Source organism: Magnetospirillum gryphiswaldense MSR-1 v2, from assembly GCF_000513295.1.
GTDB classification, from domain to species: Bacteria; Pseudomonadota; Alphaproteobacteria; order Rhodospirillales; family Magnetospirillaceae; genus Magnetospirillum; species Magnetospirillum gryphiswaldense.
The window spans coordinates 3,264,989-3,290,321 of record NC_023065.1; the positions used below are offsets into that span (position 1 = coordinate 3,264,989).

The 25,333-nt window shown below is 64.2% G+C and carries 21 protein-coding genes; 8 read left to right on the plus strand and 13 right to left on the minus strand.

Annotated features, from left to right (window positions below):
• Nucleotides 1-2 precede the first annotated feature (2 nt).
• The 4 genes from MGMSRV2_RS15710 to ccmI are packed head-to-tail and all read left to right on the plus strand — an operon-like array spanning nucleotide 3 to nucleotide 3,818.
• Nucleotides 3-1,988, plus strand: a complete 1,986-nt coding sequence (locus MGMSRV2_RS15710; RefSeq protein ID WP_024081343.1) for a heme lyase CcmF/NrfE family subunit — start codon at nucleotides 3-5, stop codon at nucleotides 1,986-1,988.
• A gap of 2 nt (nucleotides 1,989-1,990) precedes the next feature.
• Nucleotides 1,991-2,530: a DsbE family thiol:disulfide interchange protein gene (locus MGMSRV2_RS15715; RefSeq protein ID WP_024081344.1), complete on the plus strand. Its 540-nt coding sequence runs from the start codon at nucleotides 1,991-1,993 to the stop codon at nucleotides 2,528-2,530.
• The gene (locus tag MGMSRV2_RS15720) at nucleotides 2,527-2,994 is read left to right on the plus strand and encodes a cytochrome c-type biogenesis protein (RefSeq protein WP_024081345.1); all 468 of its coding nucleotides are present in this window, start codon (nucleotides 2,527-2,529) and stop codon (nucleotides 2,992-2,994) included. Before MGMSRV2_RS15715 ends, MGMSRV2_RS15720 begins: the two co-directional genes overlap by 4 nt.
• A complete protein-coding gene (ccmI, locus tag MGMSRV2_RS15725; protein ID WP_024081346.1) occupies nucleotides 2,991-3,818 on the plus strand; it encodes a c-type cytochrome biogenesis protein CcmI in 828 nt (275 codons plus the stop codon). Before MGMSRV2_RS15720 ends, ccmI begins: the two co-directional genes overlap by 4 nt.
• A gap of 176 nt (nucleotides 3,819-3,994) precedes the next feature.
• On the opposite strand, the gene MGMSRV2_RS15730 is transcribed toward ccmI, so the two are convergent.
• From MGMSRV2_RS15730 to MGMSRV2_RS15740, 3 genes are all read right to left on the minus strand, one after another.
• Nucleotides 3,995-4,956 (minus strand): IS630 family transposase gene (locus MGMSRV2_RS15730; protein ID WP_144084247.1). Its coding sequence is split into 2 segments (ribosomal slippage): nucleotides 3,995-4,608 and nucleotides 4,608-4,956, totalling 963 coding nucleotides; the frame shifts between segments, so codons are not numbered across the junction.
• 95 nt (nucleotides 4,957-5,051) lie between these two features.
• Nucleotides 5,052-6,866, minus strand: coding sequence for a translational GTPase TypA (typA, locus tag MGMSRV2_RS15735; RefSeq protein WP_041634650.1), 1,815 nt, complete (start codon nucleotides 6,864-6,866; stop codon nucleotides 5,052-5,054).
• Between the two features lie 23 nt (nucleotides 6,867-6,889).
• Nucleotides 6,890-7,894, minus strand: a complete 1,005-nt coding sequence (locus MGMSRV2_RS15740; RefSeq protein WP_024081348.1) for an adenosine kinase — start codon at nucleotides 7,892-7,894, stop codon at nucleotides 6,890-6,892.
• A 151-nt stretch (nucleotides 7,895-8,045) separates the two neighbouring features.
• Between MGMSRV2_RS15740 and MGMSRV2_RS15745 the strand changes: the two genes are divergently transcribed.
• Nucleotides 8,046-8,726, plus strand: a complete 681-nt coding sequence (locus MGMSRV2_RS15745) for an EI24 domain-containing protein (protein ID WP_024081349.1) — start codon at nucleotides 8,046-8,048, stop codon at nucleotides 8,724-8,726.
• Nucleotides 8,727-8,756: 30 nt separating this feature from the next.
• Nucleotides 8,757-9,185: a hypothetical protein gene (locus MGMSRV2_RS15750; RefSeq protein ID WP_024081350.1), complete on the plus strand. Its 429-nt coding sequence runs from the start codon at nucleotides 8,757-8,759 to the stop codon at nucleotides 9,183-9,185.
• A gap of 157 nt (nucleotides 9,186-9,342) precedes the next feature.
• Here MGMSRV2_RS15750 and MGMSRV2_RS15755 read toward each other — a convergent pair whose 3' ends face one another.
• From MGMSRV2_RS15755 to mutS, 10 genes are all read right to left on the minus strand, one after another.
• The gene (locus tag MGMSRV2_RS15755) at nucleotides 9,343-10,251 is read right to left on the minus strand and encodes a glucosaminidase domain-containing protein (RefSeq protein ID WP_024081351.1); all 909 of its coding nucleotides are present in this window, start codon (nucleotides 10,249-10,251) and stop codon (nucleotides 9,343-9,345) included.
• Between the two features lie 23 nt (nucleotides 10,252-10,274).
• On the minus strand, nucleotides 10,275-10,823 hold the full coding sequence (locus MGMSRV2_RS15760; protein WP_024081352.1) for a NifU family protein: 549 nt from the start codon (nucleotides 10,821-10,823) through the stop codon (nucleotides 10,275-10,277).
• Between the two features lie 107 nt (nucleotides 10,824-10,930).
• Entirely contained in the window at nucleotides 10,931-11,413 is a 483-nt protein-coding gene (locus MGMSRV2_RS15765) for a universal stress protein (RefSeq protein WP_024081353.1), read from the minus strand.
• Nucleotides 11,414-11,430: 17 nt separating this feature from the next.
• Nucleotides 11,431-12,165 (minus strand): TIGR02186 family protein, encoded by a 735-nt coding sequence (locus tag MGMSRV2_RS15770; RefSeq protein ID WP_024081354.1) that lies wholly within the window; start codon nucleotides 12,163-12,165, stop codon nucleotides 11,431-11,433.
• Nucleotides 12,165-13,094, minus strand: a complete 930-nt coding sequence (locus tag MGMSRV2_RS15775; RefSeq protein ID WP_024081355.1) for a sulfite exporter TauE/SafE family protein — start codon at nucleotides 13,092-13,094, stop codon at nucleotides 12,165-12,167. The genes MGMSRV2_RS15770 and MGMSRV2_RS15775 overlap by 1 nt, the downstream gene beginning before the upstream one ends.
• Nucleotides 13,095-13,203: 109 nt before the next feature.
• Nucleotides 13,204-14,130: a DUF2333 family protein gene (locus tag MGMSRV2_RS15780; protein ID WP_024081356.1), complete on the minus strand. Its 927-nt coding sequence runs from the start codon at nucleotides 14,128-14,130 to the stop codon at nucleotides 13,204-13,206.
• Nucleotides 14,131-14,143: 13 nt separating this feature from the next.
• Nucleotides 14,144-15,142, minus strand: a complete 999-nt coding sequence (trpS, locus tag MGMSRV2_RS15785) for a tryptophan--tRNA ligase (protein ID WP_024081357.1) — start codon at nucleotides 15,140-15,142, stop codon at nucleotides 14,144-14,146.
• Between the two features lie 63 nt (nucleotides 15,143-15,205).
• Nucleotides 15,206-16,762 carry a murein biosynthesis integral membrane protein MurJ gene (murJ, locus tag MGMSRV2_RS15790; RefSeq protein ID WP_024081358.1) on the minus strand — a complete coding sequence of 519 codons (1,557 nt, stop codon included), beginning with the start codon at nucleotides 16,760-16,762 and terminating at the stop codon, nucleotides 15,206-15,208.
• Nucleotides 16,763-16,766: 4 nt separating this feature from the next.
• The gene (locus MGMSRV2_RS15795; protein WP_024081359.1) at nucleotides 16,767-19,529 is read right to left on the minus strand and encodes a [protein-PII] uridylyltransferase; all 2,763 of its coding nucleotides are present in this window, start codon (nucleotides 19,527-19,529) and stop codon (nucleotides 16,767-16,769) included.
• A 187-nt stretch (nucleotides 19,530-19,716) separates the two neighbouring features.
• Nucleotides 19,717-22,326, minus strand: coding sequence for a DNA mismatch repair protein MutS (gene mutS, locus MGMSRV2_RS15800; RefSeq protein WP_052589123.1), 2,610 nt, complete (start codon nucleotides 22,324-22,326; stop codon nucleotides 19,717-19,719).
• 168 nt (nucleotides 22,327-22,494) lie between these two features.
• Here mutS and MGMSRV2_RS15805 point away from each other — a divergent pair, with 168 nt between their 5' ends.
• Nucleotides 22,495-22,995, plus strand: coding sequence for a hypothetical protein (locus MGMSRV2_RS15805; RefSeq protein ID WP_024081362.1), 501 nt, complete (start codon nucleotides 22,495-22,497; stop codon nucleotides 22,993-22,995).
• A gap of 38 nt (nucleotides 22,996-23,033) precedes the next feature.
• On the plus strand, nucleotides 23,034-25,325 hold the full coding sequence (locus MGMSRV2_RS15810; RefSeq protein ID WP_024081363.1) for an NADP-dependent malic enzyme: 2,292 nt from the start codon (nucleotides 23,034-23,036) through the stop codon (nucleotides 25,323-25,325).
• The last annotated feature ends 8 nt before the right edge of the window (nucleotides 25,326-25,333 follow it).

Genomic DNA, 25,333 nt, shown 5'->3' on the forward strand with positions numbered 1-25,333 from the left:
CGATGATCGCCGAAATCGGCCATTTCGCCCTTATTCTCGCCTTGGCCGTGGCCCTGGTGCAGGCGGTGGTGCCGCTGATCGGCGCCAGTCGCGGCAATGCCGCCTGGATGGCCCTGTCGGGACCGACCTCGGCCGCCCAGGTGCTGCTGGTGGCCATCAGCTTCGCCGCCCTGACCCACGCCTATGTCACCTCGGATTTCTCGGTGATGAACGTGGCCCAGAACAGCCACACCGACAAGCCCATGCTGTACAAGGTGGCCGGCGTCTGGGGCAACCACGAGGGCTCGCTGCTGCTGTGGATCACCATCCTGGCGGTGTTCGGCGGCGCGGTCACGCTTTTCGGGCGCAACCTGCCGCCGGGGCTGAAGTCCCGCGCGCTGGCCGTGCAGGCCATGATCACCGTGGGCTTTTTGCTGTTCATCCTGCTCACCTCGAATCCGTTCGAACGGCTGGAACCGCCGCCGCTCAACGGCCAGGGCCTGAACCCGCTGTTGCAGGACCCCGGTCTCGCCTTCCACCCGCCCTTGCTGTATCTGGGCTATGTGGGCTTTTCCATGGCCTTCTCCTTCGCCATCGCCGCCTTGATCGAAGGTCGCGTCGATGCCGCCTGGGCGCGGTGGGTGCGGCCCTGGACCCTGGCCGCCTGGGTGTTCCTGACCTGCGGCATCGCTTTGGGCTCGTGGTGGGCCTATTACGAATTGGGCTGGGGCGGCTGGTGGTATTGGGACCCAGTGGAAAACGCCTCGTTCATGCCGTGGCTGGCCGGCACCGCGCTGTTGCATTCGGCGGTGGTGGTGGAAAAGCGCGACGCGCTGAAAAGCTGGACCATCTTGTTGGCCATCACCGCTTTCGGCCTGTCGCTGCTGGGTACCTTCCTGGTGCGCTCGGGCGTCATCACCTCGGTCCATGCCTTCGCCACCGATCCGGCCCGTGGCGTGTTCATCCTGGGCTTGCTGGTGGTGGCCATCGGCGGCTCGTTCCTGCTTTATGCATTGCGCGCCCCGGCCTTGAAGACCGGCGGCCTGTTCGCGCCGTTGTCGCGTGAAGGCACGCTGTTGCTCAACAACGTGCTGATGGCCACCGGGGCCGGCACCGTGCTGTTGGGCACGCTGTATCCGCTGTTCGCCGACGCCCTCAATTTGGGCAAGGTGTCGGTGGGACCGCCCTTCTTCAACGCCGTCTTCCTGCCGTTGATGGTGCCCATGGTGCTGGCCATGGCGGTGGGGCCGTTGATGTCGTGGAAGCGCGGCGATCTGGCCGGCGCCTTGTCGCGGCTGAAGATCGCCGGTGCCTTGGCGGTAGCCGCCGCCATCGCCACCTGGGTATTGCAAGGCGGTAGTCTTGGCCCATGGTGGGCCGCCGGCGGCATGGCCCTGGCGGTGTGGCTGTTCCTTGGCGTGCTGACCGAACTGGCCGAGCGTATCCGCCTGTTCCGTGCCCCCTTCAGCCAGTCCCTGTCGCGTCTGGCCAAGCTGCCGCGCTCCGCCTGGGGCATGACCATCACCCATGCGGGCCTTGCGGTGTTCATCGCCGGCATGACCGCGTCGTCGGCATGGAAGCTGGAATCGGTGCAGTCGCAAAAGATCGGCGAGACCATCACCGTCGCCGGCTATGCCTTCACCCTGAAGGACGTGCAAAGCGTGCAAGGCCCCAATTATCTGGCCTCGCGCGGCACCTTCGAGGTGACCAAGGACGGCAAGCCCTTCGCCGTCATGCAGCCGCAGAAGCGCCAGTACAAATCCCCGCCCATGCCGACCACCGAGGCGGCCATCGAGACCACCTTCCTGGGCGACGTCTATGCCGTGGTCGGCGATGCCGGCGGTGATGGCGGTTATGTCACCCGGCTTTACTTCAACCCGCTGGTGGTGTGGATGTGGGCCGGCACCGGCATGATGGTCCTGGGCGGGCTGGTGTCGCTGAGCGATCGCCGCCACCGCGTCGGCGCCCCCACCCGGGCCCGGCTTCCCGCCCATTCGGTGAGGGCCTGATCATGCGCCGTCTGCTTTATCTGCTGCCCGTGGCCGTGTTCGGCATCCTTGCTCTGTTCTTCCTGCGCGGTCTCACCCTCAACCCGCGGGAAATTCCCTCGGTGCTGATCAACCGTCCGGTGCCCGAAATGAACTTACCGCCGCTGCCCGGTCGCGGCGACAACACCGGGCTGGCCACGGCGGATTTGAAAGGCCGGGTGTCGCTGGTCAACATCTATGGCTCGTGGTGTATCGCCTGCGTGCAGGAACACCCCTATCTGATGAAAATCAAGCAGACCGGCATCGTCCCCATCCACGGCATCGACTGGCGCGATGACCCGGTCGAGGGGGCCAAGTGGCTGAAGAAGCACGGCGATCCCTATGAACGGGTCGGCGTCGATCCGGCCCCGGGGCGCACCGCCATCGATTTCGGCGTCACCGGCGCGCCCGAGACCTTCATCGTCGATAAGGCCGGCATCATCCGTTACAAGCATATCGGCCCGGTCACCCCCGAAGCATGGGAAAAGACCCTGCTGCCGATCATCAAGGAACTGAGCAAATGAAGCGCCTGGCCCTCGCCCTGATGCTGGCTGCGGCGGCCCCAGCCTTGGCCGCCGATCCGTCGGAAATGCTGAAAGACCCGGTGCTGGAAAAGAAGGCCGAGGATTTGGGCAAGGAATTGCGCTGCCTGGTCTGCCAAAACGAATCCATCGAGGATTCCAACGCCGATCTGGCCCGCGACCTGCGCATCATCGTGCGCGAACGCATCGCCAAGGGCGAAAGCACCGATCAGGTCAAGCAATACGTGGTCGACCGCTATGGCGATTACGTGTTGCTGAACCCGCCGTTCAAGGGCGCCACCTTGGTCTTGTGGCTGGGGCCGTTCGCTTTGCTGGTGGTGGCGGTGGGCGCCGCCTTCGTCTTTTTCCGCCGCCGCCCCAGCGTCACCACCACCCCGGTGGCGCCGCTGTCGGCCGAGGAAAAGCGCCGTCTCGACGCGTTGTTGAAGGATGAGGACCGCTCATGATCTGGTTGATTTTCGCGGGCCTCGCCTTGGCCACCATCGCCATCCTGGTGCTGCCGCTGTTGCGGGCCAAGACGGCGCCACTGTCGCGGGCCGAATACGATCTGACCGTCTATCGCGACCAATTAGCGGAAATCGAGGTGGAACTGGAGCGCGGCACCTTGTCCGCCGATCAGGCGGTGGCCGCGCGCACGGAAATCCAGCGCCGCATCCTGGCCCTGGGCGGTGCGACCAAGCCCGATGCGGCCCAGGCCACCCGCTCGTGGAAGCTGGCCACCGTGCTGGCCCTGGTGGTGCCGCTGCTGGCGTTTGGCCTTTACGTCTTCCTGGGCGCGCCCATGCTGCCCGACCAGCCCTATGCCGCCCGCGCCGACAAGATCAAGGAAATGCAGGACCAGGGCGAGATGATCCGCACCATGGTCGCCTCGCTCACCGCTAAGCTGGAAAAAAATCCGAATGACGGCAAGGGTTGGGGCATGCTGGGCCGCTCGCTGCGGGTGCTGGGGCAGAAGGATCAGGCCATCAACGCCTATCGCAAGGCCATCGCGCTGTTGCCCGCCGACACCGGCAGCCGCATGGAACTGGCCGGGCTGCTGCTGGAGGACATCCCGCAAGGGGCGGTGCTGCCGCCGGAATTCGTCGGCCTGATGCGCGAAGTGCTGGCCGTCGATCCGGATAATATGGACGCGCTCTATTTCGCCGGCATCGGCGCCCTGCAGATGGGCGACACCCGCCGCGCCCGCGAGCTGTGGACCAAGGTGATGGTGCAATTGCCCGAGGGCGAGGACAAATCCGAGATGAAAAAGCAGATCGACGGGCTGCAATAACCCGCTGTCCGGCGGGGTAAAGGGATTCAACCACAGAGGCACAGAGAGGATGGAACAGACGGTGATGCCGTCGGACAGGCCTCTCTGTGGTTCAAAAGCCCCGGCACGCTTCCGCACCGGGGCTTTTCTGTCGAAATACGGGGGCGACAGCCCCCGACTTCCCTTTTAGAGCATTTTCACATCGAGCGTCCATATCCGTCGTGGGCGAAGAAATTGGCGCATTCCTCGGGCGGAAACAGGTCGATGAGTTTTCCGATCACGTCCCATAAGGTGTTGATGGTGCGGGCTTGCGCCTTTCGCAGCAGGCTCTTGAGCTTGGCGAAGGCGAGCTCGATGGGATTGAGGTCTGGGGAGTAGGGCGGCAGATACCGCAGGGTGGCCCCTCGGGCTTCGATGAGTTGCTTGACCCCTGCCACCTTGTGGGCGGGCAGATTGTCCATTACGACGATGTCGCCGGGCCGCAAGGTCGGAGCCAGGACCTGCTCGACATAGGCCAGGAAGATCGCGCCATTCATCGCCTTGTCGATGACGAAGGGGGCGGAGATTCCGTCATGCCGGAGCGCCCCGACGAAGGTGGTCATTTTCCAATGACCGTGCGGCACCGCAGCCAGCAGCCGCTGACCGCGCGGCGCCCGTCCGTAGCGCCGGGTCATGTTGGTCGATGCCCCGGTTTCATCAAGGAAGACCAAGCGGGTTGGGTCCAGCGCCGGCTGCTCGGCTCGCCAGGCGATGCGTCCTTCGGCTACGTCGGGACGTTCCTGCTCGGCAGCATGCGCACTCTTTTTTTCAGACTGAGGTCGAGCCGCTCAAGCGTGTTCCACAGGCCGCCGACGCTGATCGACACGCCCAATTCGGCCAGAACCCAGGCGCGCAACTCAGCCAGCGTGGCATCGGGCTCGACCTTGATCTGCGCCTGCAACGCCTCAAGGTGAGCCGCCAGCTTCTGTCCTGGCCGCCCAGGCCGTGGCTTCACCGTCGTCTCGCCGGTGGCCCGGCGGCGGCCTTGGGCCTTGTAGATGTACGAAACGCTCACCCGGAACAGCGGCGCCACCTCGTAGGCGCTCATGCCGCTGTCCACAGCCGCCAAAACTCTATCGCGCAAGTCCTGAGAATAGGACTGCCCTGAGCGCCACGTCATCGCATCATCCTCGGGAGCGTTGTTACCGAAGATGTTGAATCACAAAATGACCTCAGGGGGAATCCTCTACCGATTCCGCTCGGCGTGAAACCGCTCTAGTCCTCGATCGAACGGCTGGCCTTCTTGCGTTCGTTCGGGTCGCGCAGGCGCTTACGCAGGCGGATGGACTTGGGGGTCACTTCCACCAGTTCGTCGTCCTGGATGTAGGCGATGGCCTGTTCCAGGCTCATCTTCCTGGGCGTGGTCAGGCGCACCGCCTCGTCCTTGCCCGAGGCGCGGACGTTGGTCAGCTGCTTGGCCTTCAGCGGGTTGACTTCCAGGTCGTTGCTGCGGTTGTGCTCGCCGATGATCATGCCTTCATAGACCTTGACGCCGGCGGGGATGAACATCGGGCCGCGATCTTCCAGGTTCCACAGGGCATAGGCCACCGCTTCGCCCGAGGCGTTGGCGATCAGCACGCCGGCGCGACGGCCTTCGATCGGGCCCTTGTATTCGGCATAGCCGTGGAACACGCGGTTCATCAGGCCGGTACCACGGGTGTCGGTGAGGAACTCGCCGTGATAACCGATCAGGCCGCGCGAAGGGGCCAGGAAGGTGATGCGGGTCTTGCCGCCGCCGGTGGGGCGCATGCCGGTCAGCTCGGCCTTGCGCAGCGTCATCTTTTCCACCACCGCACCCGAGAACTCGTCGTCGACGTCGACGAACACTTCCTCGATCGGCTCCATGCGCTTGCCGTTCTCGGTCTGGAACAGCACGCGCGGACGCGACACCGACAGCTCGAAGCCTTCACGGCGCATGGTTTCGATCAGCACGCCCAATTGCAGTTCGCCACGGCCCGCCACTTCAAAGGCGTCCCTGGAATCCTGCTCGGTGATGCGGATGGCGACGTTGGATTCGGCTTCACGCATCAGACGGGCGCCGATGACGCGGCTGGTGACCTTGTCGCCTTCGGTGCCGGCCAACGGGCTGTCGTTGACCGAGAAGATCATGGCCAGGGTCGGCGGGTCGATGGGCTGGGCCTTCAGGGGCTCGTCCACTTCGGCGGCGCAGATGGTGTCGGCGACGGTGACCTTGGTCATGCCGGCCAGACAGACGATGTCGCCAGCCTCGGCGCTTTCCACCGGCACACGATCGATGCCACGGAAGGACAGGATCTTGCTGGCGCGGAACTGCTCGACCAGACCGTCCTTGTTGATGCCCTTGACCGCCTGGTTCAGCTTCAGGATGCCGGTTTCGATGCGGCCGGTGAGGATGCGGCCCAGATAGGGGTCGGCTTCCAAGGTGGTGGCCAGCATGGAGAACGGCTTTTCCAGATCGCGCGAAGGCGCCGGCACGTGGCGCAGGATCAGGTCGAACAGCGGCTCCAGCCCGGCATCCTTGGGGCCTTCCGGCGCTTCGGCGGCCCAGCCGTCGCGACCGACGGCGAACAAGGTGGGGAAGTCCAGCTGTTCGTCGGTGGCGTCGAGCGCCGAGAACAGGTCGAAGCACTCGTCGTGCACTTCGTGGGCGCGGGCGTCGCCACGGTCAACCTTGTTGACGATGACGATGGGGCGCAGGCCCAGGCCCAGGGCCTTGCCGGTGACGAACTTGGTCTGCGGCATCGGCCCTTCGGCGGCGTCGACCAGCACGACCACGCCATCGACCATGGACAGGATGCGTTCGACCTCACCGCCGAAATCGGCGTGGCCGGGGGTGTCGACGATGTTGATGCGCACGCCCTTCCAGTCCACCGAGGTGCACTTGGCCAAAATGGTGATGCCGCGCTCCTTTTCCAGGTCATTGGAATCCATGACGCGGTCCGCAACCTGCTGGTTTTCGCGGAAAGTGCCGGATTGCTTGAGCATGGCGTCGACCAGGGTAGTTTTGCCGTGGTCGACGTGGGCGATGATAGCGATGTTCCTGAGTTCCATGGGGATGTCGTTCAATAACCGGATCAGAGGGAAGGGAGGCCAAGCGTTTCCGCGGCCAGTTGGGCAAGCGGGCGCTCGGGTCGGGCACCGAAATGGGAAATCACCTCGCCGGCGGCGATGCCGCCGAGCAAGGCGCAGGTGGCCAGGTCGCGGCCCTGGGTGAAGCCGTGCAGGAAGCCGGCGGCGTACAGATCGCCGGCCCCGGTGGTGTCGACCACCTGGGCCACCGGCGCGGCACCGACGACAATGGCGTCTTCGCCGGCGATGACCACCGAGCCCTTGGCGCCACGGGTGATGGCGGCGACCCGGCAATGCCCGCGTGAGGCGCGGATGGCGTCGTCGAAATTGTCGGTCTGGTACAACGAGCACAATTCGGCTTCGTTGGCGAACAGGATATCCACGTGATTGGCCACCAGATCGGCGAAATCGACGCGGTGACGGTCGACGCAGAACGGATCGGACAACGACAGCGATACCATGCGACCGGCACCGTGGGCGACCGAGGCGGCAGCCAGGAAGGCGCGCTTGGCCGCTGGCGGATCGTACAGATAGCCTTCCAGATAGGTGACAGCGGAAGAGGCGATGATCGCCTCGTCCACGTCGTCGGGGGTCAGCTCGACGCAGGCGCCCAGATACGTCAACATGGTGCGCTGGGCGTCGGGGGTGACCAGGACGAAGCAGCGTGCGGTGGAATTGCCGTCCTCGGCGGGGGCGGTGTCGAAGGTGATGCCGGCGCTGCGGATGTCGTGGCGGAACACCTGACCCAACTGGTCGTTCTTGACCTTGCCCACATAGGCGGCCTTGCCCCCCAGCGAGGCGATGCCGACGATGGTGTTGGCGGCGGACCCACCCGAGCATTCGATACCGGGGGGCAGACGCTCGTAGATGGACTCGGCGGTGGCCGAATCGATGAGGGTCATGACCCCCTTGGTCAGGTCCAACTGCGACAGCAGGGCGTCGTCGGCATGCACCAGCACGTCGACAATCGCGTTGCCGATGCCGGCCACGTGGAAGCGAGTATCCGCCATTCTCTTGATCTCTTGCTATAGCGCGCGATATGGGTCAATGGGACCGCGTCCGGCCGACCCGTTTGGCGGCGCAGTATAACGGTGCGCGCGTTTGGAACAATAAAAAACGGTGCGTTCACGGCAACGTCACCGACAATAAGGGGGAAAAAGCATGATCGGTGCTTTGTGGAAGGCGTTGGCGCAATTATCCGACCCGCGTCTGGCGCGGGTACTGAAATTGGGGGTGCTGGGGGCCCTGGCCGCTTATGTGGCCCTGGTGGCGATCATCTGGACGGTGCTGGCCAATGTCAGCCTGTTCACCAATGCCTGGGCCGACTGGAGCAGCGATCTGGCCATCGGCGCCCTGGCCCTGGTGCTGCCCATACTGTTTTTCCCCGCTCTGGCCACCACCATCATGGGGCCGATGCTGGACGGCGTCGCCGACGCCGTCGATGCCCGCCACTATCCGCACCTTGCCGCCGCCCGCCCGCAACCGACGACGGAAGTCATCCTGGGCACCTTGCGTTTCCTGGCGCTGACCGTGATTATCAATCTGGCCGCCCTGCCGCTTTACGGCATCTTGCTGTTTACCGGCCTGACCGTTTTGCTGGCCACCGCCATCAACGGCTATCTGCTGGGGCGGGAATATTTCGAGATGGCGGCGCTGCGCCGGTTGGAGCCGGCCATGGTCCGGGCCCTGTTCAAGGCGCGGCTGGGGCAGGTGTGGCTGGCCGGGGTGGTCATCGCCTTTCTGTTCTCGGTGCCGTTGCTCAATCTGGCGGCGCCGGTCATCGCCGCCGCGTTCATGACTCACGTGGCGGAAACGTTGCGCATGCGAGCAAATTCAGTATAATCCGGCAATCTCCTCGCCCCGGTGGTCCCCATGCGCCCGAGCCGTCTTGCGTTGCTGTCGCCCTTGCTGTTGCTGGTTGCTTGCGGCGGTAATCCGCAAACCGCGTCCGGCCCCCATGTTGCCGGTGGTTTTTCCGGCACGGATTCTTCCGCCTCCGCAATGAAAAACGGCGATCAGCTGGCGGCGATTCCCGGCGGCCTGTCCGAGCCGGCGCGGTTGAAGGGGTTGAACACCGTGCAGATCAAGTCGGTGCTGGGCCGCCCCGGCTTCACCCGCCGCGATGCCCCAGCGGAAATCTGGCAGTATCGGGGCCAGGTCTGCACCTTGGATCTGTTCCTCTATGACGACGGCAGCCATCAGGTGGTCGCCCATTACGCCATGCGCGGCACCCAGCCCCTGGACGAGCGCGGTTGTTTCGACGAACTGACCGGACGCGGGCGCGCGGCGCCCATGTCGTGATCATCTATAGCATCGAGCCTTAAATACGACGCATCCTCCGCCCACCCCGTCATACCCGCGCAGGCGGGTATCCAGGAGTCGCGGAAAAGGTGGAGGTGCACCCTCTGGACTCCCGCCGGCGCGGGAGTGACGGCTTTACTGGCTGACCGGAGTGCTGTCAGCTGAGAATGCCCTGACGCCCCAACCGGGCATGATCGAAGCGCAACAGGCTGTTGTGGCGGATCAGGGCGCGGATCGCATCCACATAGGCATGTCCCCGTTCCGAATAGGCGGTCAAGGCCCCGGCCAAGGAATGGCCGTCGGGAGAACCGCCGCGCGCCCGGATCTGGGCGCGGATACGACGCAAGGGCTCGTAGGCGCGGTGGCTGTTGAGGTTCTGCGCATAGGCGCGCACCGCCGCGTGCAGGGACTCGAAGCTGGCCATGGCCGGCCCGCCCTGGTCGCCTTCGGGAACGATGTCGCCACCCACCTGGCCGAACAGATTGTTGCCCTCGCGGACAAAGCGCGAGGTGCCCCAACCCGATTCCTCCACCGCCTGGGCCAAGGCCAGGGACGGCGGCACCACGTCGACCCGGCGCAGCAAGACGGCAATGTCGGTGCTGGGTGACTGATAGCGCTGGGCCAGATCGGCCAACCAACCATCGTCGCGGGCGACTTTGCCCTGACGCATGGCTTCCAGGCGGGCGCGATCCTCGGCTATTTCCTCGTTGACCACCAGGATCAGCGGCAGCATCAGGCGCAGGAACACCTGCTTCTTGGTGTCGATCTCGTCCAGGCTGTCCAGATCGCCGGGCAGGCTGGGCAGAAACAAAGGCGGCACCCTGTGGCCGGCGGCGACGCGGTCCAAGCGATAATTCATGCGGGTGAAGGCGGCGTCCAGGCGGGTGGCCTGAGTGCGTTCATCCTCGGACAGCGACGTTTCCAGCCCCACCGGCTCGCCACGGACCAGCCAGCGCCACAGGGGGGATTCGGTCCCCAGCGCCACCAGCAGATAAAGCCCTGCTACCGCCAAGATAGGCGGTAGCAGGGTGAAAATCGAGGATTTGACGTTCGGCTGTCCGCTCATGCAGGGATGGAGCGAAGCAGGGGTCAGTCGACCGCCTGCACCGCCACCACTTCCGGCACGTAGTACTTCAGCATGTTCTCGATACCGTGCTTCAAGGTGGCGGTCGAGCTGGGGCAGCCCGAGCAGGCGCCTTGCAGATGCACATAGACGATGCCGTCGTCGAAGGAGCGGAAAATGATGTCGCCGCCATCCTGGGCCACCGCCGGACGGACGCGGGTATCCAGCAATTCCTTGATCTGGCGGACGATGTCGGTTTCCTCGCCGTCGCTGACCTTCTCGGTCCCTTCATTGATCACCGGCAGCAGGCCGGCGGTGAAGAAATCCATGATCGCCGACAGCAACAAAGGCTTCAGAGTGCCCCAAGTGGCGGCTTCGGTCTTGCCGACGGTGATGAAGTCGCCGCCCAGGAACACCGAGGCGACGCCGTCGACGGTGAACAGCTTGGCCGCCAGCGGCGAGCGGGTGGCGGCTTCGGCGGAACCGAAATCGGCGGTGCCGGCGGGCATGACTTCACGCCCGGGCAGGAACTTCAGGGTCGACGGATTGGGGGTGTTTTCAGTCTGGATGAACATCAAATCCTCGCAAGAGACGAGCCAAATTCATATCAGCCTAAATGGACCCCTGAACCGCCTCTGTCAAGCCATCAAACCCAAGTGATTTACTAGGGGATTGACCGGCATCAGGTGATCGCCTCGATCTGCTCGGCGGTCAGATTGCCGGGAATGATGGTCAGCGGCACCCGCAGCTTGCCGATGAACTTGCCGGACAGTGCGCTGACCAGCGGGCCGGGACCGCCCGATCCGGTGTCGGCGGCCAGGGTGAGAACCGAGATCAACGGCTCTTCGTTGATCAAGGCGATGACTTCCTCGCGCGGGTTGCCCTCGCGCACGTAAAGCACCGGCAATTCGCCGGACAACTCGTTGACCTCGGCGGCCAGACGCTGCAACAAGGCTTCGGCGTCCTGGCGGGCTTCTTCCCGCATCAATTTGCCGATCGAGGCGAAATGCTGGTATTCGGTCGGCTCGATCACGCGCAGCAAGGCGACGCGACCGCCGGTATGGCGGGCACGGCGGCAGGAAAACATCAGCGCGGCACGCATTTCCTCGCTGTCGTCGACCACCACCAGGAAGACACGGCCTGAGCCGGTATGCGGATCTGACATGGCTATCCTCCCGTTGATTATTTCTTGAACGCGGCTGCCGCCAGCCAACCCGACGCCGCCGCCAGCATGATGGCGATCAGGCCATAGGCCGCCGCCTGCTGATGGGCGAAATCGAACAGATCGGCACCGATGCCGATTTTCGAGATCACCAGGGGCGTGGTCTGGGCGCTGATGACGTCACCGCCTTGGATCAGGTAAACCTCGACCAGATAGGTGCCCACCGGCACATTGGCGGGAAAGTGGATTTCGGTGCGAAACAGCCGGTGACTCATGAAGCCGATCTGCTGCACCACGTCACCGTACAAGCCCTTTTTCTGCTTCAGCCGGATCAGGGCGTCACGATAGGCGGTGCCATCGGCGCCATTGTCCTTGGTGTCGATGGACAGATCGAGATGGTCCAGTCCGATCTGGTGACGGTCGAGCACGGCGACCGGCGCGATCTCGGCCAACGGCTTGGTGCTGGCGACCCGATAGAAGCTGGGGGCGCTTTCCACCTCGGCGCTGCCGGTGTTGATCCAGATGCCGGCCTTACGATCCTTGCGGCGCACGATTTCCGCCTTGGCCGGACCGCGCACCACCACCACCACCTCACCCTCGCCATCGACGGCACCGAACAGCAACACGTCGGTACCGGCGAAACCGGTGGTGATGGCCACCAGATGCTTGGACAGATCGGCCACCAGCGGTTCATTGGCGCGGGCTGTACCCAACGTGCCCACCAACAGGGCGATGATCAGGATAAGCCGCTTCATCAGTGCTTTCCTCCGGCGCCCAGGGTGAACATTTCCGTCGGCGTGGTGATCAGGTCGATGCCCAGCTTGACGCAAACCAGCAAGACGATCAAAGCCAACAGCACGCGCAATTGCTCGCCCTTCAGCCGCACCGACATCTTGGCCCCGACCTGGGCGCCGATGACGCCGCCCAACAGCAACAACAGGGCCAGCACCACATCGACGGTGAAATTGCGGGTGGCGTGCAGGAAGGTGGAATTGGCGGTGACGAAGATGATCTGGAACAGCGACGTCCCCACCACCACCGAGGTGGGCATGCCCAGCAGATAGATCATGGCCGGAACCATGATGAAGCCGCCGCCCACACCCATGATCGCCGCCAGCACGCCGACCAACAGCCCCAGGCTCAGGGGCAGGATGGCGCTGATATAGAGTTTCGAGCGGCGGAAACGGATCTTGAACGGCAAGCCGTGGATCCAGGTGTGCTGGTGCAGCTTCTTGCGCGCCACCCCGGCTTCACCGGCACGATGGCTTTGCACCAGCGACTGAATGCTTTCGATGAACATCATGCCGCCGACGATGCCCAAAAAGACGACGTAGCACAGCGCGATCACCAGATCGACCTGCCCCATGCCGCGCAGCCATTTGAACAGCTCGACACCGCCGAACGAGCCGACGAAGCCGCCCATGGTCAGGATCAGCCCCATCTTGATGTCGACATTGCCGCGCCGCCAATGGGCGAGCACGCCGGACACCGACGAGGCGACGATCTGCGCCGCTTCGGTGCCCACCGCCACCGCCGGCGGAATGCCCAAGAAGATCAACAGCGGCGTCATCAAAAAGCCGCCGCCGACGCCAAACAACCCCGACATGAAGCCGACGCCACCGCCGAGCCCCAGAATCAGGAACACGTTCACGGACATTTCCGCGATCGGAAGATATATCTGCATGGCCTCCCCGCCCCTCATCAAAGACAGGCGTGCACGCGTCTTTTGGCGTGCTTCGTTAATCCCTTGTCGTCTTTTGCCGGGCCCTTGGCAACAAGAATTTCATGTTTTTCTAATGTTCGTCGCCACCAGCCAGGGCCGCCGCCAATCCGGCCAACCGAGAACGCGCCTGCAGCAGACGAAACCCCTGATTGGTCAGATGATTGGGCAACAAGGCGGAATCCTCGTCGCCGGCCAGAACCAGTGCCGGCTGCAATGCCGCCGCCCGGTTGAGCGCGGCCAGCATGGCTTGCCATTGCTCGCCCAGATCGGCCGCCGCCAGGATCTGGGCGAAATCCCAGCCCAACTCGCGCAGGATCATGGATTGGGCATAAAGCCGGCCCTTGGTGTCGAAATACAGATCATCGGCACCGGCATCAAACAAGGTCCAATGACCCTGGGCCAGATGGGCGTCCAGACGGTCGGCGGCGGCATCCATGTCGGTGCCGATCAGGGCCAGCAGCTTGGCCAAGCTGGCGCGGTCACGGGCAAAGACGGCGTCGCCGGTGGTCAGGTGGTCGTTGAACACCAAGAGATTACGCGCGGCCGAGCGGTATTGCTTTTCCGACGATGCGGTCGGCGCCCAGGAGGTGCGCGAATCGAACTTCCACACCGTACCGGGATATTTGAGGAAACCGGCGGCACGGGACAGTTCCAGATCCTCTGCCCCGCTTTCGATGGAAAGGCCGTTCAGATGGGCGGTGACGCGGGCGATGGCGCCGACGATGCCGGTCTGATAGGCCGGCATGTTGTCCAGCAGTGACGAAGGATTGAAGAACGGGTCGTTGGCGACCCATTTATGGTCGTCCACCTCGCGCAGGATCAGCCGCGCCGCCATGGCCACCGCTCGGCTTTGCGGAGCGGTGACGGCGCCGGGGCCGTATTCGGGATCGGCATCGATCTTATGCGCAAGGCCCATGCCGATGCCGTAATAGAGCAGCAGCAGGACCGGCAGGACCGGCAGCAGCCACGCAAGCCAACGCTTGGTATCGGGGGCCATGGACGCGTGCTCCTCAGGGTCTCAGGAAACCGACGATGTCGTAGACATCCTTCAAGATCGGCTCGGCGATGGCGTTGGCGCGTTCGGCACCCTGGCGCAGCACCGCATCGATATGACTGGGATCAGCCATCAGCCGCTTCATCTCGGCATTGATCGGCCCCAGCACCGACACCGCCAGATCGACCAGCTCGGCCTTGAACTCGCTGAACTGGCGCTCGGCGAAATGATGGATCACCTCGGTCTTGTCGCGGTCCGAGAGGGCAGCGTAAATGCCCAACAGATTGGACGCCTCGGGCCGTTCTTCCAGCCCTTCGACCGAATGGGGCATGGGGAACAGATCGGTCTTGGCCTTACGCACCTTGAGGGCGATGGTGTCGGCATCATCGGTCATGTTGATGCGCGAATAATCGCTTTCGTCCGATTTCGACATCTTCTTGGCGCCGTCGCGCAAGGACATGACGCGGGTGGCGGCGCCGAAGATCAGCGGCTCGGGCAACGGGAAGAAATCGACGCCGTAATCGTTGTTGAACTTCTGCGCGGTGTCGCGGGCCAGTTCCAGATGCTGCTTCTGATCCTCGCCCACCGGCACATGGGTGGCCTTGTAGATCAGGATGTCGGCGCTCATCAGATTGGGATAGGCGAACAGGCCGACCGAGGCGTTTTCCTTGTGCTTGCCGGCCTTTTCCTTGAACTGGGTCATGCGGTTGAGCCAGCCCATGCGGGCGACGCAGTTGAACACCCAGGCCAATTGCGCGTGCGCCGGCACGGTGGATTGGTTGAACAACACGTTCTTGGCCGGGTCGATGCCGGCGGCGATCATGCCGGCGGCCACTTCGCGGGTGTTGCGGGTCAGTTCCTTGGGGTCTTGCCACACGGTGATGGCATGCTGGTCGACCATGCAGAAGATGCATTCATACTGGTCCTGCAAGCGGACCCAGTTGCGGATGGCACCAAGATAATTGCCGAGGTGAAGGTTTCCGGTCGGCTGAACGCCGGAAAAAATGCGCTGCATGGGGGATGTGCTCCAGGTTTGGACCCTTGAATGGGTTCAGCTATGCCCGAAGACCGTGTTCTGTCAAGGCTGCTGGCGTTTGACCATGGCCTTGATCTCGCCCAAGCGCGCCGCCCCGGTCAGTTGCGCCAGCAGGGCGAACAGGACGATGCCGCCACCCACCAGGCCAGCCAGCCACAGGGCGCGCTGGCCTTGGCCGGAGGCGGCCATCAGCGGCTCCGCCCACCAGCCGGCGGTGCCCACAATCGCCGCCATCAAGACCGAGGCGCCAATGATGCGCGGCGCCTTGGTCCGCAGGCGGGCGTCCAGACGAAAGTAGCCGCGCTTTCTCAGCACCCAGGCCAGCAGACCGACATTGAGCCAGGCCGACAAGGCGGTGGCCAGGGCGATGCCCACCTGGGCCAACCCCAACGGCCACAGCGCCAAGTTAAGCACGATATTGGCGATCATCGCCGCCGCCGCCAGCTTGACCGGGGTGGCGGTGTCGTGCCGGGCGAAAAACGCCGGGGTCAGGCACTTAGCCAGCACATAGGCGGGCAGACCCAGGGAAAACGCTGCCAGCGCCCCGGCGGTGGCCTGGGTTTCCACTGTGCCGAAGGCGCCGCGCTGGAACAACACCATGACCAAGGGCACGGACAATACGGCGATGGCGGCCATGGCCGGCAGCGTCAGCAGCAGCGAGAATTCCAGGGCGCGGTTCTGGCTGTGATGGGCGGCCTCGTCATTGCCAGCGCGGATCTGGCGCGACAGGATGGGCAAAAGCGCGGTGCCGACGGCGATACCGACCACGCCCAAGGGCAATTGGTTGATGCGGTCGGCGTAATACAGGTAAGACACCGCCCCTTGCGCCATCATGGATGCGATCATGGTGTCGACCAGCAGGTTGACCTGATAGATGCCGGCGCCCATGGCACCGGGGACAATCCGTTTCATCAGCAAAACGACGTCCGCATCCAGATGCGGGCGGCGCCATGACAGCAGCCAGCCCTGGCTTTTGAGCGAATACACCAGCCACAGGAATTGCAAGATGCCGGCGATGGTGGTGCCGATGGCCAAGGCATGACCCGAGGTGGGGGTCAACGGCGTCAGGCCGATCAACGCCGCCATCAGCGTCAGGTTGAGCAAGATGGGGGTGGCAGCGGCGGCGGCGAAGCGCCCGACCGAGTTCAGCACCCCCGATTGCAGCGACACCAGGGAAATGAACAGAAGATAGGGAAAGGTGATGCGCGACAGCTCAGCCGCCAGTTCCATCTTGCCCGGCACGGCATCGAAGCCCGGGGCGAGGACATAGATGGCCCAGGGCATGACGATTTCCATCAGGGCGACGAAAGCGGTCAGGGCGACGGCCAACACCGCCAGGGCGTTCTCGGCGAAACGCTTGGCCGCGTGCTCGCCCTCTTGCTCCAGCTTGCCGGCGAACAGGGGGACGAAGGCGGCGTTGAAAGCGCCCTCGGCGAACAGCCGACGGAACAGATTGGGGAATTTGAAGGCGACGAAGAAGCAATCGGCCACCAGCCCGGCGCCCAGGTAATTGGCGATCAGGATGTCGCGGGCGAAGCCGGTGATGCGGCTGCCCAGGGTGAAGCCGCCGACGGTGGCGATGGACCGGATCAGGTTCATGAATTTACTGAGCCGCCGCCGCTTCGCTGTCCGCCGGATCGCGCAACGCCTTCAGCACGCCGTCGCGAATCTGTTCCAGCTTGCGCTCGTGCTGGACCTTCAGACCGAAGATGTCCTTGACGTAAAAGACGTCGACCACCCGCTCGCCATAGGTGGAAATATGGGCCGAGGCGATCTGCAAGCCCAATTGGGTCATGGCGGCGGTCAGATCATAGAGCAGGCCGGGACGGTCGCGACCATTGACCTCGATCAGGGTATGCGACGACGACGCCTTGTTGTCGATGATCACCCTGGGCGGCACCTTGAACACATGGGCGCGCGCCGGCAGCTTGCCCTTGCGCGCCGCCAGTTCCTTGTCCAGACGCATACGCCCCGACAGCACCTGTTCGATCACCGTCGACAGCTTGGCCAGTTTCGATGGGGTGTCGAAGGCGGCACCGTCGCTTTCCTGAATCCAGAAGCTGTCCAGCGCCATGCCGTTGGCCAAGGTAACGATCTTGGCGTCGACGATATTGGCCCCCGACACCGCCATGGCCCCGGCGATCTGCGAGAACAGGCCGGGATGGTCACTGGTATAGACGTTGATTTCAGTAACGGAACGGAATGAATCGATGCGCGATTCCACCGTCAGCGGTGCATGGCGTTGCTCGGCGTCACGCACCAGGCGGGCGTGATGGACATGGGTCCGGGTGTCGAAACTGGTCCAATAGGTGGGATAGCCGCGGGCCAGATGGGCGTCGATATCGGTCTGCGGCCAGCCACTGGCGATCAGTTCGCGGCTGACCGCCGCCTGCGCCGCCTTGACCCGGTGGTCGCGGGCGGCAGCCATGCCGCCCAGCATCAGTTCCTCGGACCGCTGATAAAGTTCGCGCAGCAGTCCGCCCTTCCAGCCGTTCCACACATTGGGGCCGACGGCGCGGATATCGGCCACGGTCAGGACCAGCAGCAGACGCAGGCGTTCCGGGCTTTGCACCTTGGTGACGAAATCGGTGATGGTCTGCGGGTCATCGACGTCACGCTTGAAGGCGACCCGGCTCATGGTCAGATGCTCACGCACCAGCCAGGCCACCGTCTCGGTTTCCTCGTCGGTCAGACCGAAGCGGGGTCCCAGCTTCATGGCCACGTCGGCCCCCAGCACCGAATGGTCGCCACCCCGGCCCTTGGCGATGTCGTGCAGCAGCACCGCCATGTACAACGCCTTCCTGGACGACACCTTGTGGATGATCTGGGTCGACAGCGGCGCTTCTTCCACCAGAACACCCTGCTCGATGGCGTGCAGGATGCCGATGGCCTGGATGGTGTGCTCGTCCACCGTGTAGACATGGTACATGTCGTATTGCATCTGGGCGACGACACGGCCGAAATCGGGGATGAAGCGGCTTAACACCCCGGCCTCGTTCATGTGCCTGAGAGCCACTTCCGGGTTCTTCTTGCTGGTCAGGATGGACATGAACAGGGCGTTGGCCGCCTTGTCCTTGCGCAACGAGCCCACGTGCTTGAGATTGCGATGGACCAGATCAAGGGCATGTGGGTGGATATCGATGCCGTGTTCCAGCGAGGTGTGGAACAGCCGGATCATCGCCGCCGGATCCTTGGTGAACTGGTCGGGCGCCGACACGTTGAGACGGTCGCCGTCGATGACAAAGCCATCGACATTGGATCGCTTCAGAAACAACAGCTTGCCCAGGCGCATGCGCGGCTTGCGCTTTTGCTGTTCCTCGGCCAGCGAACAGAACAGGCGGGTCAGATCGCCCACATCCTTGGCCACCAGGAAGAAATGCTTCATGAAGCGCTCGACACCACGGCTGCCGGCATGGTCGGTATAATTCATGCGGCTGGCGATTTCCTGCTGCACATCGAAGGTCAGGCGGTCCTCGGCCCGTTCGGTGACGTAATGCAGGTGGCAGCGCACCGTCCACAAAAAGGCCTGGGCCTTGGCGAAACGCTTGCACGCCTCTTTCGAGATGATCCCCTGATCGACCAGATCGTTAATGCCGTCGACCCGATAGAGATAGCGCGCCAGCCAATAAAGCGTGTGCAGGTCACGCAGGCCGCCCTTGCCTTCCTTGACGTTGGGCTCGAGCACATAGCGGGTGTCGCCCATGTTGGCATGGCGGGCGTCACGCTCGGCCAGCTTGGCCTCGACGAATTCCTCGCCGGTGCCGGCGATTATTTCATTAACGTAACGGTTCTTCAGGTCAAAATACAGATCCTGGTCGCCCCACAGCCAGCGCATTTCCAGCAGCGCCGTGCGGATGGTCAGGTCGGCCTTGGCCATGCGGATGCATTCATCGGCCGAGCGGGTGCTTTGCCCCACCTTCAGCCCCATGTCCCACAGCATGTAAAGGACGTATTCCACCACCTGCTCGTGCCAGGGCGTGCGCTTGTAAGGCGTCAGGAACAAAAGATCGATGTCAGATTGCGGCGAAAGCTCGCCCCGGCCATAGCCGCCGACAGCGACCAGGCTCATGGCCTCGCCGCTGGTGCGGATGTTTTGCGGCAATTCATGGCCGGCGGCGAAATCGTGGACGATGCGCACCAGCTGATCGATGAGGAAGCAGTTTTCCCGCACCGTCTGGGTGCCGTCGCCATGCTGATCGAAACGGCGGCGCACCTCGATGCGGCCCAGGTTCAGTGCCTCCTTGAACACCGCCAGGACGCCGGCCCGGCGCTTCATCTTGTTGAGGTCCGATCCCGCCAGCTCGGTCAGCCGGGCCATGACGGCGCGGCGGTCGATGATGTCGCGTTGACGGTGGATCTTGGTCATGAACGGGTACCGGAACCGGAGAAACAGGATGCGGAGTATAGGCGCGGCAAACCAAGGCTTTCCAGACGTTTCGCCACTGCCACCCGCTTGGGCAGCCTTGCCTAAGAGTTACGCAAGTTTCGCAGGATCAGCCACAGCAACAAGGCGGGAATGCCGATTTCCAGCCCGATCAGCAGATATTGTCCCATCACAGTAACCGTTTCAGGTCGTAAAGCAGATCCAGGGCTTGGCGCGGACTGAGCTCGTCTGGATTGATTTCCTTCAGCTTTTCCGCCAGCGGCGACGGCTCCGCCGCCACACTCTCCTTGGGCTTGGGTTTGGCCAGGGCGGCGAACAGCGGCAAATCATCGGCCAATTTGGCCACGGCGCTACCCTGTTCGCCCTTTTCCAGAGCCGACAAGACTTCTTCCGCTCGCGCAACGACGGCTGGCGGCAGCCCGGCCAGCCGGCCCACATGAATGCCGTACGAGCGGTCGGCGGCGCCTTGCGCCACTTCGTGCAGGAAGACCACGTCGCCTTGCCATTCCTTCACCCGCATCTGCCGGCATGACAGATCCTTCAGCCGCCCCGACAGGCTGGTCAGCTCGTGGTAATGGGTGGCGAACAGGGCACGGCACCTGTTCACCTCGTGCAGATGCTCGACCACCGACCAGGCGATGGAGAGACCGTCGAAAGTGGCGGTGCCGCGCCCGATCTCGTCCAAAATCACCAGGGCGCGCGGGCCGGACTGGTTGAGGATGGCGGCGGTTTCCACCATTTCCACCATGAAGGTGGACCGCCCCCGCGCCAGATCGTCGGCGGCGCCGACGCGGGAAAACAAACGGTCGACCACGCCGATACGGGCGGCCCGGGCCGGGACGAAGGCGCCCATCTGCGCCAGGATGGCGATGACCGCGTTCTGGCGCAGGAAGGTGGATTTACCGGCCATGTTGGGGCCGGTGATCAGCCACAGGCGGTTACCCGCCGACAGATCGCAATCATTGGCGACGAAGGCGCTGTGGTTGACCGCACGCAAGGCGGCTTCCACCACCGGATGACGGCCCCCGTCGATGACGAAGGCATGACTGTCGTCGACCACGGGCCGTGCCCAGTTTTCCGCCGACGCCAGTTCGGCCAGGGCCGCAGCCACGTCGAGGGCGGCCAGGCTGGCGGCGGCACCAGCGATGTCATGGGCGCGCCCGGTAACCTCGCCCACCAATTGGCTGAACAAGTGCTGTTCCATGGCCAAGGCACGATCGGCGGCACCGGTCAGCTTGCCGGCCAGTTCGATCAGTTCGGTGGTGGTGTAGCGCGCCGCATTGGCCATGGTCTGGCGGTGGATGAAATTTTCATCCAGCTTGTCCGCCTGCTTGGCCGGCACCTCGATATGATGGCCGATGATGTTGTTGTGGCGGATTTTCAGGGCCTGGATGCCAGTTTCCTCGGCATAGCGCCGTTCCAACCGCATCAGATGAGCGTTGCCCTCGGCCTTCAGGCTTTTCAGTTCATCCAGGCCGGCATGGAACTCGGGGCGGATGAAGCCGCCGTCGCGGGCGAGAAGCGGCAATTCCTCGGCCAAGGCGCGGGTCAGGATGTCGACCAGGGTGGAATGTTCCCCCAATCCCTGGGTCGCTTGGGCAATGGCCGGCGGCGGCGCATCCAGGGCCGGCCGCGCGATCAGACCGCGCAAGGACGGGATTTCCGCCAGGGCGTCGCGGATGGCGGCCAGATCGCGTGGACCGCCGCGCCCCAGGCTCAGGCGCGACAGGGCGCGCTCGATGTCGGGGCAGCGCTTCAGGGCGGCGCGCACAGCCTCGCGCACGTCTTCATGCTCGACGAAGAAGGCCACCGCGTCCAGGCGGCGATCGATGGCCGCCGGATCGGTCAAGGGTGCGGCCAGATGTGCCGCCAGCAGCCGCGCCCCCGCCCCGGTCACCGTGCGGTCGATGGTCGCCAGCAGCGATCCCTTGCGCTCGCCGGTCAGGGTTTCCGCCAGTTCCAGGTTGCGGCGGGTGGCGCCGTCGATTTCCATCACCGCGCCCTGGGCCAGACGCTGCGGCGGGTTGAGACGCGGCAGCTTGCCCTTTTGCGTCAGCTCGATGTAATCGACCAGGGCGCCGCCGGCGGCCAGCTCGGCCCGACCGAAGGCACCGAAAGCGTCAAGAGCGCCGACACCATACAAGGCCTCAAGCCGCCTGCGGGAATTTTCGGAATCGAAACGGACGCTGGGCAGCGGCGTCAGGATGGTTTTCCATTCGCTCCACGCCTCAAGCAGGTCCGGTTGGTTGAGCAGCCGTTCGGGCACCAGCAATTCGCCCGGATCAAGCCGGGCCAGGGCGGCGGACAGCAGGGGCGGGACCAAGGGCTGCATGGCGAAATCGCCGGTGGAGACATCGACCCAGGCCAGCCCCAACCCGCCGCCCGCCTCGGCCAATGCGGCCAGATAATTGTGTGACCGGGCATCGAGCAGATTGTCCTCGGTCAGGGTACCGGCGGTGATGACGCGGACCACGTCGCGCGACACCACCGATTTGGCGCCGCGCTTCTTCGCTTCCGCCGGGTCTTCGGTCTGTTCGCCGATGGCCACCTTGTAGCCGGCGCGCACCAGCCGCGACAGATAGGCCTCGTACGACCGTACCGGCACGCCGCACATGGCGATGTCCTCGCCCAGATGCTTGCCGCGCTTGGTCAGTGCGATGTCCAGGGCCGCCGCCGCCTTGACCGCGTCGTCAAAGAACAATTCGTAGAAATCGCCCATGCGATAGAACAGCAGGCAATCGGGATGGGCGTGCTTGATGGCCAGATATTGGGCCATCATCGGCGTGGCATCGGCGGGGATGGTCGGTTCGGTCACGGCATGCAGGTCCGGTTGGGCGGCGGATCGGGCAAGGTAGCATGCTGGTGCCGGTGCGCAACCCCTGCCCCCTATGCAAGCGCGTGGCGATGGCGCACAATACCTGCCCCCAATACTGATCAGGAGGGGTCTTTGACCGCCACCGACACCCATGCCCCTATCGCCCGCGAAGTGGTGGGAACCTTTGCCGACCGCGCCCATTTCCAGGCTGCTGTCGATCGCTTGCTGGCCAATGGTTTCAACCGTTCCGATTTGTCGGTGCTGTCGTCGCACCATTCGCTGGATGCGGCGCAGCCGCCGACCAAGTGGAAGGACGCCCTGGTCGCCGTCGCCGGCGACATCAAGTATGAAGGCCCGCTGGTCGCCGCCGGGTTGATCGCCCTGGCCTCGGGTCCGGTGGGCGTGGCCATCGCCGGCATCATTGCCGCCGGAATCGGCGGCATCGCTGTCAAAGAAGTGCTGGACGAAGTCTCGGCCCTGCCCGATTCGGAAGATTTCGAGCGCGCCCTGATCGCCGGCGCCGTCATCTTGTGGGTGCTCGCCATCGACCAATTGGCCGAAGAGAAAGCCAAGCGCGCCTTGGCCGAAACCGGGGGCGCCAATATCCACGTGTTCAACCGCAAGGGCCGCTGAACAGGCCCCGATCCGTACTTCAGGAACGTCCACCGATCATGACCGATTCGTCCGCCAACCGTAATGAATCCAGCGCCCAATCGACGCTGGAGCGCGAAACCCTGCTGATGCATGCCTCGGGCCGTCCCGGCAAGATCGAGGTGGTGCCGACCAAGCCGATGACCACCCAGCGCGATCTGTCGCTGGCCTATTCACCGGGCGTCGCCTTTCCCTGCCTGCATATCGCCCGCGACCCGTCGCTGGCCTATGATTACACGGCCAAGGGCAATCTGGTGGCGGTGATCTCCAACGGCACCGCCGTTCTGGGCTTGGGCGATCTGGGGGCGTTGGCCGGCAAGCCGGTGATGGAAGGCAAGGCGGTTCTGTTCAAGCGTTTCGCCGACGTCGACGCCATCGATCTCGAGGTCGATACCCGCGACGTGGACGAGTTCGTCAATTGCGTCCGCTTCCTGGGGCCGACCTTCGGCGGCATCAACCTGGAGGACATCAAGGCGCCGGAATGCTTCATCATCGAAAGCCGGCTGCGCGAGATCATGGATATTCCGGTCTTCCATGACGACCAGCACGGCACCGCCATCATCGCCGCCGCCGGCCTGCTGAACGCCCTTGATCTGACCGGGCGGGCGCTGGCCGACACCAAGATTGTCGTCAACGGTGCCGGCGCCGCCGCCATCGCCTGCGTCGAGCTGATCAAGGCCATGGGCATCCGTCACGAAAACGTGTTGCTGTGCGACACCAAGGGCGTCATCTACCAGGGCCGGACCCAGGGCATGAACCAGTGGAAGTCGGCCCATGCGGTGCCCACCGATGCCCGTACCCTGGAACAGGCCATGGTCGGTGCCGACGTGTTCATGGGGCTGTCGGCCAAGGGCGCGGTGACGCCCGAGATGGTGGCGTCCATGGCGGCGCGGCCGATTATCTTCGCCATGGCTAATCCCGACCCGGAAATCACCCCGGAAGAGGTGCGCCAGGTCCGCACCGACGCCATCGTCGCCACCGGGCGCTCGGATTATCCCAACCAGATCAATAATGTGCTGGGCTTCCCCTATATCTTCCGCGGCGCCCTCGACGTCCGTGCGCGGACCATCAACGAAGCCATGAAGGTGGCGGCGGCCCGCGCCATCGCCCAATTGGCGCGCGAGGACGTGCCCGACGAAGTGGACGCGGCTTACGCCGGGCGCCGGCTTCGTTTCGGTCCCGAATATATTATCCCGGTGCCGTTCGACCCGCGCCTGATCGCCACCATCCCGCCGGCGGTGGCCAAGGCCGCCATGGACTCGGGGGTGGCGCAAAAGCCGATCATCGACATGGAAGCCTATGGCAAGCAGCTTTCCGCCCGCCTCGACCCCATGGCGGCCAGCCTGCAAACCATTTCCGAGAAGGTCCGCGCCCATCCCCAGCGCGTCGTCTTCGCCGAGGGCGAAGAGGAAAAGACCATCCGTGCCGCCCTCGCCTTCCGTAACGCCGGTTACGGCACGCCGCTGCTGCTGGGGCGCGAGGAGCAAATCCACGAAACGCTGAAGGCCAGCGGCCTGCCCGGTCTGGAAGGCATGGAAATCGTCAATGCCCGCCTGTCCGACCGGCGCGAGCATTACACCGAGGTGCTGTACCGGCGCCTGCAACGCCAGGGTCTGCTGATGCGCGACGTGCAGCGTCTGGTCAACCAGGAACGCAACATCTTCGGCGCCCTGATGGTGTGCGAAGGCGACGCCGACGCCATGGTCACCGGCCTGACTCGCAATTACTGGCAGGCCTTCGACGAGATCAAGCGGGTGGTCGACCCCGCCCCGGGCGAGGTGCTGCTGGGCCTGACCATGCTGATCGCCAGGGGCCACACGGTGTTTTTGGCCGACACCACCGTGCACGAGACGCCAACCCCCGAGCAACTGGCCGACATCGCCCAGCAAAGCGCGGCCAAGGCCCGGCAAATGGGGCACGAGCCCCGCGTCGCCTTGCTGTCTTATTCCAATTTCGGCAATCCGGCCTCCAATCCGTCGGAACGGGTGCGCGAGGCGGTGGCCATCTTGGATTCGCGCCGTGTCGATTTTGAATACGATGGCGAAATGGCCGCCGACGTGGCGCTGGACCCGACGCTTCTCAAACTTTATCCGTTCTGCCGCCTGTCGGGGCCGGCCAATGTGCTGGTCATGCCCGGCCTGCATTCGGCCAATATCAGCGCCAAGCTGATGCAGAAGCTGGGCGGCGGCACCGTCATCGGCCCCATCCTGATGGGGTTGGACCAGCCGATCCAGATCACCTCCATGGACGCCACCGTCAACGACATCGTCAACATGGCGGTGCTCGCCTGTTACGATGCCATGAGAAGTTAATCAAACCG

What these genes read in the sequence shown, in the direction of transcription:
- MGMSRV2_RS15710 (WP_024081343.1), top strand. Translation starts at nt 3, where the DNA reads ATGATCGCCGAAATCGGCCATTTCGCCCTTATTCTCGCCTTGGCCGTG.
- MGMSRV2_RS15715 (WP_024081344.1), top strand. Translation starts at nt 1,991, where the DNA reads ATGCGCCGTCTGCTTTATCTGCTGCCCGTGGCCGTGTTCGGCATCCTT.
- MGMSRV2_RS15720 (WP_024081345.1), top strand. Translation starts at nt 2,527, where the DNA reads ATGAAGCGCCTGGCCCTCGCCCTGATGCTGGCTGCGGCGGCCCCAGCC.
- ccmI (WP_024081346.1), top strand. Translation starts at nt 2,991, where the DNA reads ATGATCTGGTTGATTTTCGCGGGCCTCGCCTTGGCCACCATCGCCATC.
- typA (WP_041634650.1), bottom strand. Translation starts at nt 6,866, where the DNA reads ATGGAACTCAGGAACATCGCTATCATCGCCCACGTCGACCACGGCAAA.
- MGMSRV2_RS15740 (WP_024081348.1), bottom strand. Translation starts at nt 7,894, where the DNA reads ATGGCGGATACTCGCTTCCACGTGGCCGGCATCGGCAACGCGATTGTC.
- MGMSRV2_RS15745 (WP_024081349.1), top strand. Translation starts at nt 8,046, where the DNA reads ATGATCGGTGCTTTGTGGAAGGCGTTGGCGCAATTATCCGACCCGCGT.
- MGMSRV2_RS15750 (WP_024081350.1), top strand. Translation starts at nt 8,757, where the DNA reads ATGCGCCCGAGCCGTCTTGCGTTGCTGTCGCCCTTGCTGTTGCTGGTT.
- MGMSRV2_RS15755 (WP_024081351.1), bottom strand. Translation starts at nt 10,251, where the DNA reads ATGAGCGGACAGCCGAACGTCAAATCCTCGATTTTCACCCTGCTACCG.
- MGMSRV2_RS15760 (WP_024081352.1), bottom strand. Translation starts at nt 10,823, where the DNA reads ATGTTCATCCAGACTGAAAACACCCCCAATCCGTCGACCCTGAAGTTC.
- MGMSRV2_RS15765 (WP_024081353.1), bottom strand. Translation starts at nt 11,413, where the DNA reads ATGTCAGATCCGCATACCGGCTCAGGCCGTGTCTTCCTGGTGGTGGTC.
- MGMSRV2_RS15770 (WP_024081354.1), bottom strand. Translation starts at nt 12,165, where the DNA reads ATGAAGCGGCTTATCCTGATCATCGCCCTGTTGGTGGGCACGTTGGGT.
- MGMSRV2_RS15775 (WP_024081355.1), bottom strand. Translation starts at nt 13,094, where the DNA reads ATGCAGATATATCTTCCGATCGCGGAAATGTCCGTGAACGTGTTCCTG.
- MGMSRV2_RS15780 (WP_024081356.1), bottom strand. Translation starts at nt 14,130, where the DNA reads ATGGCCCCCGATACCAAGCGTTGGCTTGCGTGGCTGCTGCCGGTCCTG.
- trpS (WP_024081357.1), bottom strand. Translation starts at nt 15,142, where the DNA reads ATGCAGCGCATTTTTTCCGGCGTTCAGCCGACCGGAAACCTTCACCTC.
- murJ (WP_024081358.1), bottom strand. Translation starts at nt 16,762, where the DNA reads ATGAACCTGATCCGGTCCATCGCCACCGTCGGCGGCTTCACCCTGGGC.
- MGMSRV2_RS15795 (WP_024081359.1), bottom strand. Translation starts at nt 19,529, where the DNA reads ATGACCAAGATCCACCGTCAACGCGACATCATCGACCGCCGCGCCGTC.
- mutS (WP_052589123.1), bottom strand. Translation starts at nt 22,326, where the DNA reads ATGATGGCCCAATATCTGGCCATCAAGCACGCCCATCCCGATTGCCTG.
- MGMSRV2_RS15810 (WP_024081363.1), top strand. Translation starts at nt 23,034, where the DNA reads ATGACCGATTCGTCCGCCAACCGTAATGAATCCAGCGCCCAATCGACG.